Origin of the sequence: Pseudomonas sp. P7548 (genome assembly GCF_013386585.1) — a bacterium.
In the GTDB taxonomy this organism is placed as follows: Bacteria; Pseudomonadota; Gammaproteobacteria; order Pseudomonadales; family Pseudomonadaceae; genus Aquipseudomonas.
Window position 1 is genome coordinate 1 of sequence record NZ_JACARO010000165.1, and the last position, 5,687, is coordinate 5,687.

4 protein-coding genes and 1 pseudogene are annotated in these 5,687 nt (G+C 62.9%); 4 read left to right on the top strand and 1 reads right to left on the bottom strand.

All coding sequences use genetic code 11. From position 1 onward, the window contains the following. On the bottom strand, window positions 1-846 hold an 846-nt coding region (locus tag HX803_RS31895), incomplete at its 3' end, for a bestrophin family protein (protein ID WP_178926044.1). 226 nt (window positions 847-1,072) lie between these two features. Here HX803_RS31895 and HX803_RS31900 point away from each other — a divergent pair. The 4 genes and pseudogenes from HX803_RS31900 to HX803_RS31915 all read left to right on the top strand — a co-directional run bounded on the left by HX803_RS31900 (window position 1,073) and on the right by HX803_RS31915 (window position 5,616). Continuing rightward, window positions 1,073-2,716: an AMP-binding protein gene (locus HX803_RS31900; RefSeq protein WP_178926045.1), complete on the top strand. Its 1,644-nt coding sequence runs from the start codon at window positions 1,073-1,075 to the stop codon at window positions 2,714-2,716. Between the two features lie 21 nt (window positions 2,717-2,737). Then, a pseudogene (locus HX803_RS31905) lies at window positions 2,738-3,279 on the top strand (SDR family NAD(P)-dependent oxidoreductase). A gap of 12 nt (window positions 3,280-3,291) precedes the next feature. Continuing rightward, window positions 3,292-4,476 (top strand): acetyl-CoA C-acyltransferase, encoded by a 1,185-nt coding sequence (locus HX803_RS31910; RefSeq protein ID WP_178926046.1) that lies wholly within the window; start codon window positions 3,292-3,294, stop codon window positions 4,474-4,476. A 12-nt stretch (window positions 4,477-4,488) separates the two neighbouring features. Next, window positions 4,489-5,616: an acyl-CoA dehydrogenase gene (locus tag HX803_RS31915; RefSeq protein ID WP_178926047.1), complete on the top strand. Its 1,128-nt coding sequence runs from the start codon at window positions 4,489-4,491 to the stop codon at window positions 5,614-5,616. Window positions 5,617-5,687: the final 71 nt, after the last annotated feature.

The following is a 5,687-nucleotide window of genomic DNA, read 5'->3' on the forward strand; positions in this document are numbered from 1 at the left end:
TTCGCCCAAGGCGGCGCGGACCTCACGCTCCAACGTGCGCAGGATGGCGTTGCACGGCAGGTCGTTTTCGTCGAAACCGAAGGGGTCTTCCAGGTCGTCGCCAATCTCATCCAGACCAAAGAACGTGTAGCTGACAATGGCGGTGAACACCGGCGTCAACCAGCCCAGCGGCTCGGCCATGGCAAACGGCAGCAAGATGCAGAACAGGTAGATGGTGCGGTGCAGCAACAAGGTGTAGGGGAAGGGCAGCGGCGTGTGCTTGATCCGCTCGCACGAGGCCTGTACCTGGCTGAGGCTGACCAGCCGGGTTTCCAGTTGGGTGTAACGCCACTCGCTGATCACGCCTTGCTCAGTCAGCGCAGAAAACCGTGCGCCGAGTCGTTGCAGGACTTGATCTGGCAGGTTCGGATGCCCTTGATCGACCGAGGCCCAAGGGGCGATTGCGCGAGTTTCATCCTCCAGGCGCAAGCGCGCGATCAGCCCATGGGCAAACCCGCACAGCCCGCGCAAAAGGCCGGCACGCTCCGGCGTATCGCCCAGTACCTGGGTTTCGCGGATCAACGAGCGCACATCAATGATCATTTGCCCCAGCTGCTTGCGCCCCTCCCACCAGCGGTCGTAGCAGGCGTTGTTGCGAAAACTCATGAAGATCGACAGCGACAGGCCCAGCAAGGTGAACGGCGTGGCGTTGACCTTGGAAAAATAGGCCGGGTGCCAGGTTTCTACCAACACGATCACTGAAGCCAGCAAGGTCACCAGCAAGCTGCGCAGGGCAATGCGCTTAGCAATCGAGCCTTTGAGGGAGAACAGGATACCCAGGAGGTTGGGTTTGGGGCGGACGATCATCGGGCGGGGCTTCTTATGTGGCGCAGGCCCTCAGGTTAGAAGGTGGCACCCGCGACGTCCAATCGCTTGGGTCGACCCGTTGATAAGCGCGATCGATGATTGGCCAAACCAGTCAGTCATGTTGAAGGCTTTGACCATTGCTGCTGCGCCGCTCTAGAGCGACTATTTCCGCGATTCGTGTGATGCAAAATGTCCTGAAAATAAAAATACAGAAGGATTTGAAGCAATGCGTGAGTATTTGGCTGCCACTACCGAATTCGATTACCAGCGCACCGTCGACGCCGCGTTGGCCGGCACCCTGCAGGGCCTCAATGCCTGTGTGGAGTGTTGCGACCGCCACGCGCTGCCGGGGCGAATTGCGTTGTTCTGGGAGGGCAAGGACGGCCGCAGCGCCACGTCCACCTTCACCGAGTTGCAAGACCAGGCCTCACGTTTTGCCAATTTCCTGCTGGCCCAGGGCGTCACGCGCGGCGACAAGGTGGCCGGCCTGCTGCCGCGCACCGCTGAATTGTTGGTGGTGGTGTTGGCCACCTGGCGTATCGGTGCCGTGTATCAACCGCTGTTTACCGCCTTTGGCCCCAAGGCCATCGAACACCGCCTGGGCAGCTCGGGCGCTAAGTTGGTGGTCACCGACGCGGTGAACCGGCCCAAGCTCGCCGAAGTTGAGGGCTGCCCGACCATCGTCACCGTCGCCGGGCCCAAAGGCGAAGGCATCGTGCGCGGCGACTACAGTTTCTGGGCCGAACTGCCCAACCATTCGAATGACTGCGCCCCCGTGCTGCTGAGCGCCGATGACCCGTTCCTGCTGATGTTCACCTCGGGCACCACCGGCCCGTCGAAGGCGCTGTCGGTGCCGCTCAAGGCCATCGTCGCGTTCCAGAGCTACACCCGCGACGCCGTCGACCTGCGCCCTGAAGACGCGTTCTGGAACGTCGCCGACCCGGGCTGGGCCTATGGCATTTATTTCGGCGTGACCGGCCCACTGTCCATGGGCCACCCGATCACCTTCTACGATGGGCCGTTCACCCTGGAAAGCACGTGCCGGGTGATCAACAAATACGGCATCACCAACCTCACGGGTTCACCCACCGCGTATCGCCTATTGATTGCCGGTGGCGAGCAGTTCGCCCAGTCGATCAAGGGCAAGCTGCGCATTGTCAGCAGCGCCGGCGAGCCCTTGAACCCGGAAGTGATTCGCTGGTTTGCCGACAACCTCGGCGTGACCATCCACGACCACTACGGCCAGACCGAACTGGGCATGGTGCTGTGCAATCACCATGGCCTGGAGCACCCGGTGCACGTCGGCTCGGCGGGTTTTGCCTCGCCGGGCCATCGCATCGTGGTATTGGACGACGACTATCAAGAACTGCCGGCCGGCGTGCCCGGCATCCTGGCCATCGACCGCGAGCAATCACCGATGTGCTGGTTTGCCGGCTACGACGGCGTGAAGACCAAGGCCTTCGTCGGCAAGTACTACCTCAGCGGCGACACCGTGGAGCTCAACCCCAACGGCAGCATCAGTTTCGTCGGGCGCAGCGATGACGTGATCACCACCTCCGGCTACCGGGTCGGCCCGTTCGACGTGGAAAGCGCCCTGGTGGAGCACCCAGCGGTGATCGAAGCGGCTGTGGTGGGCAAACCTTGCCCGCAACGCACCGAAGTGGTGAAGGCTTTTGTAGTGATCAATGCGCACTACCGCGCCACCGAGGAACTCGCCGAAGAGCTGCGCCAGCACGTGCGCAAGCGCCTGGCGGCGCACGCGTATCCCCGGGAAATCGAATTCGTCAGCGACTTGCCCAAGACCCCGAGCGGCAAGCTGCAACGCTTTATTTTACGTAATCAGGAAATCGCCAAGGCGGCGGTGGCCTGACCTTTTTTCAAGGACACAATGATGCATATCCAAAACAAGGTTTTTCTGGTCAGCGGCGGTGCTTCGGGCCTCGGCGCGGCTACTGCCGAGATGCTGGTCGCGGCCGGCGCCAAGGTGATGCTGGTGGACATGAACGCCGACGCGGTGGCGGCCAAGGCCAAGCAACTGNNGCCGCCGCCATCGCGGAAACCGAAGCGAATGCCGATGGCGAGCGCGGCGTGATCATCAACACCGCCTCGGTGGCGGCATTCGATGGGCAGATTGGCCAGGCCGCGTATTCTGCCTCCAAAGGCGCGATTGCCAGCCTGACCTTGCCTGCCGCCCGTGAGTTGGCGCGCTTCGGTATCCGCGTCATGACCATCGCCCCGGGCATCTTTGAAACGCCGATGATGGCGGGCATGACCCCTGAGGTGCGTGAGTCGTTGGCGGCCGGCGTGCCATTCCCGCCACGCCTGGGCAAGCCTGCCGAGTACGCCGCCCTGGTGCGACACATCATTGAAAACAGCATGCTCAATGGCGAGGTGATCCGTCTCGACGGTGCCTTGCGCATGGCAGCCAAGTAAGGAGCACACCCCATGAGCGATCCGATTGTTATTGTCAGCGCTGTCCGCACGCCAATGGGCGGTTTCCAGGGCGACCTCAAGGGCCTGACTGCACCGCAGCTGGGTGCTGCGGCCATCCGTGCGGCGGTCGAACGCGCCGGTATTGCCAGCGACGCGGTCGATGAAGTGCTGTTCGGCTGCGTACTGCCCGCTGGGCTTGGCCAGGCACCGGCACGGCAAGCCGCGCTGGGCGCCGGCCTGGATAAATCCACGCGTTGCACCACCCTCAACAAAATGTGCGGCTCGGGCATGGAGGCGGCGATCCTGGCCCACGACTCGCTGCTGGCCGGCAGTGTCGACGTGGTGATTGCCGGTGGCATGGAGAGCATGTCCAACGCGCCGTACCTGCTGGACCGTGCGCGCAGCGGCTACCGTATGGGCCACGGCAAGGTGCTGGACCATATGTTCCTCGACGGCCTGGAAGACGCCTACGACAAAGGCCGCCTGATGGGCACCTTTGCCGAGGACTGCGCGGTACACAACGGCTTTAGCCGCGAAGCCCAGGACGCGTTTGCCATTGCCTCCCTGACCCGTGCGCAGGAAGCGATCAACCATGGCAACTTCGCCGCCGAAATCGTGCCGGTGCAGGTTACTGTAGGCAAAGAGCAAAAAACCATCCTGCATGACGAGCAGCCGCCCAAAGCCAAGATCGACAAGATCGCCAGCCTGAAACCGGCCTTTCGCGAAGGCGGTACGGTCACGGCAGCCAACTCCAGCTCGATTTCCGACGGTGCGGCGGCGTTGCTGCTGATGCGTCAGTCCGAGGCGCAAAAGCGTGGCCTCAAGCCGCTGGCGGTGATTCATGGGCACGCCGCATTTGCCGATGAGCCAGGGCTGTTCCCGGTGGCACCGGTCGGCGCGATCCGCAAGTTGATGAGCAAGACCGGCTGGAACCTGGGTGAAGTCGACCTGTTCGAGATCAACGAAGCCTTCGCCGTGGTCAGCCTGGTGACCATGAGCAAACTGGAAATTCCCCATGCCAAGGTCAACGTCCACGGCGGCGCCTGCGCTTTGGGCCATCCGATCGGCGCCTCGGGCGCACGCATCCTGGTGACCCTGCTCTCGGCCCTGCGCCAGAAAGGCCTCAAGCGAGGCGTGGCCGCCATCTGCATCGGCGGTGGTGAAGCCACGGCCATGGCCGTCGAATGCCTGTATTAAGGACTCACCCCCATGCTGCCCAATGACGAACAACTGCAAATCAGCGACGCGGCCCGGCAATTTGCCCAGGAACGCCTCAAACCCTTCGCCGCGGACTGGGACCGCGAGCACCGCTTTCCCAAGGAAGCCATCGGCGAGATGGCCGAACTGGGCTTTTTCGGCATGCTGGTGCCGGAACAGTGGGGCGGTTGCGACACCGGCTACCTGGCCTACGCCATGGCCCTCGAAGAGATCGCGGCCGGTGACGGGGCGTGCTCGACCATCATGAGCGTGCACAACTCGGTGGGCTGTGTGCCGATCCTCACGTTCGGCAACGACGACCAGAAAGAGCGCTTTCTCAAACCCCTGGCCAGCGGCGCCATGCTCGGCGCGTTTGCGTTGACCGAACCCCAGGCCGGCTCCGATGCCAGCAGCCTGAAAACTCGCGCGCGGCTGGACGGCGAGCACTACGTACTCAACGGCTGCAAGCAGTTCATCACCTCCGGGCAGAACGCCGGCATCGTCATCGTGTTTGCCGTGACCGACCCTGCGGCCGACAAGCGCGGGATCAGCGCGTTTATCGTGCCTACCGACTCGCCGGGTTATACCGTGGCGCGGGTCGAAGACAAGCTCGGCCAGCATGCGTCCGACACCTGCCAGATCCTGTTCGAGGACGTGAAGGTGCCGGTCGCCAATCGCCTGGGCGAGGAGGGTGAAGGTTACAAGATCGCCCTGGCCAACCTGGAAGGCGGACGCGTCGGTATCGCCTCGCAATCGGTGGGCATGGCCCGCGCTGCCTTTGAAGCAGCCCGCGACTATGCCCGTGAGCGCGAAAGTTTCGGCAAGGCGCTGATCGAGCACCAGGCCGTGGCCTTTCGCCTGGCGGACATGGCCACGCAAATCGCCGTGGCTCGGCAGATGGTGCACTACGCCGCCGCCCTGCGTGACAGCGGCAAGCCGGCCCTGGTAGAGGCGTCCATGGCCAAGCTGTTTGCCTCGGAAATGGCCGAGAAAGTCTGTTCGGCTGCCTTGCAAACCCTGGGCGGTTACGGTTACCTGAGTGACTTCCCGTTGGAGCGCATCTACCGCGATGTGCGGGTTTGCCAGATCTACGAAGGCACCAGCGATATTCAACGCATGGTCATCTCACGCAATCTCTAAGGAGCCGATACATGAGTTACGAAACCATCCTGCTTGACGTCCAGGGCCGTGTCGGCCTGATCACCCTCAAC

Coding starts and splice junctions, on each gene's coding strand:
- HX803_RS31900 (WP_178926045.1), top strand. CDS start 1,073: ATGCGTGAGTATTTGGCTGCCACTACCGAATTCGATTACCAGCGCACC.
- HX803_RS31910 (WP_178926046.1), top strand. CDS start 3,292: ATGAGCGATCCGATTGTTATTGTCAGCGCTGTCCGCACGCCAATGGGC.
- HX803_RS31915 (WP_178926047.1), top strand. CDS start 4,489: ATGCTGCCCAATGACGAACAACTGCAAATCAGCGACGCGGCCCGGCAA.